The organism is Variovorax sp. P4_D9, assembly GCF_056401695.1.
In genome coordinates, this window is record NZ_JBFUIU010001349.1 from 1 (window position 1) to 1650 (window position 1650).

General features: G+C 61.6%; 2 protein-coding genes. One reads left to right on the plus strand and one right to left on the minus strand.

Annotation, left to right across the window (positions count from 1 at the left end; translation table 11 throughout):
• Positions 1-96: 96 nt before the first annotated feature.
• Positions 97-546: a hypothetical protein gene (locus AC1DY5_RS54790; RefSeq protein ID WP_478122556.1), complete on the plus strand. Its 450-nt coding sequence runs from the start codon at positions 97-99 to the stop codon at positions 544-546.
• 394 nt (positions 547-940) lie between these two features.
• On the opposite strand, the gene AC1DY5_RS54795 is transcribed toward AC1DY5_RS54790, so the two are convergent.
• On the minus strand, positions 941-1650 hold a 710-nt coding region (locus AC1DY5_RS54795; protein ID WP_478122557.1), incomplete at its 5' end, for an aldehyde dehydrogenase family protein.

The window sequence follows — 1650 nt, forward strand, 5'->3', positions numbered from 1 at the left end:
AGGCGGCGCATCGTGAACAAGCTCTCGGTGAAGGTATCGGCTCCGCGCATCGTCTGGGTCTTGATTTGCAACTGTCGGGGGATCAACTTCTAACGTTTGAGGCTGTCACGCGTCGACCGGTGGCAGAGGTATTTCAGCACCCTGCTAGCGGCTGCGGCGATTGCTGCGACGCTTCAGTACCTGCAAAGGAAGACCGCCAACGACAAACTGAAGCTGGAATTGTTCGAGCGGCGCCTTAGGGTCTATGAAGCGGTCCGGAAGCCCGCACGCCCATCGCACGCGGAGCTGTACAAGCGTGACCACATCTCTGAAGCGGCGGGCGCCATTGCGGACGCCAAGTGGCTATTTGACTCGGAAGTTCAGACCTTCTTGCGAAAAGTGCTTGAACGGCTTTACGAGGTTGATGAGGCCATTGGCCGCTTCTCAGACCAGGAGAACGATGAGACCCGCAGGATGTTGAAGGAGTCGCGGTGCCGGGCTTTTGTTTGGGCCATTCAGAACATCGGCAGGCTGGACCAACTGTTGGAGCCGTATCTGCGAATCTGACGATAGCGGCTATGTTCCCTCACCTGCTACGATGCCTGCGGCTGCGCAACCAAGCTGTAGAACCTCAACATCGCGCAGCGCCGCCAACTTATTGATTTGCTTAAATTTTACTCGGCGCATCKCGGCGGTTCTTCTCGTCCACGCACCGCACCAGCGCGTTGTCAGGCCGCCCGGGCCCGGCCGAACATACCTATGCCCTCGATGAACACCACTTCGCAACTGCGCGAGAAGGATTGGTTGCAGCGAAAGGTGTAGCACGGCGTTACCTGAAACGCCTACTGCAGGCGGTCGATGTACGACTGCACAATCCGCCGCATGTCGCTCGGCGCGCTCAAATGCGCAATCCACGATACCAGCGACGGGTCTGCCTTCGCCTACCGAGCGACCAGCGTGTCTAGCCCATCACGTAAATCGATTTCTGCTGCTGATAGCTCTGCATCGTCTCCGGCGCAAACTCCCGGCCCATGCCGCTTGCCTTGACGCCACCGAAGGGGGCGCCCAACGAGGGCATGTAGCCGTTGATACCGATGGTGCCGGTCTGCACCTKACGTGCCAGCGCCAGCGCTCGGCCGCCATCACGGCTCCATACCGAGCCGCCCAAGCCGAAGCCCGAGTCGTTGGCGATACGCACGGCATCCGCATCGTCCGGGTACTTGATGATCGACAATACCGGTCCAAAGATCTCCTCCTGCGCGATGACGGCCCCGTTGTCCACGTCCGCAAATACGGTAGGTTCGACGAACCACCCGCGCTCCTGTCCCGCTGGGCGGCCGCCACYGGCCACCAGCCGCGCTTCGGTCTTGCCCCTGGCGATGTATCCCTCGACCCGGTCCCGGTGCGCCGATGACGCCATCGGCCCCATGGTCGTGGCGCGATCCATCGGATCACCGACCTTGAACGACCGAACCATCGCCACCACGGCCTCCAGTACCTCACCATAGCGACTCGCCGGCGCCAGGATGCGGGTCCCGTTGTAGCAGGCCTGGCCGTTGTTCAAGAGGCTGGCCATTGGCAGGCCCTGGACGACTGCGTCGAGGTCGGCGTCGTCCAGGATGATCGCAGCGGACTTGCCACCCAATTCCAGCGTCACGGGCCGCAGCAGTT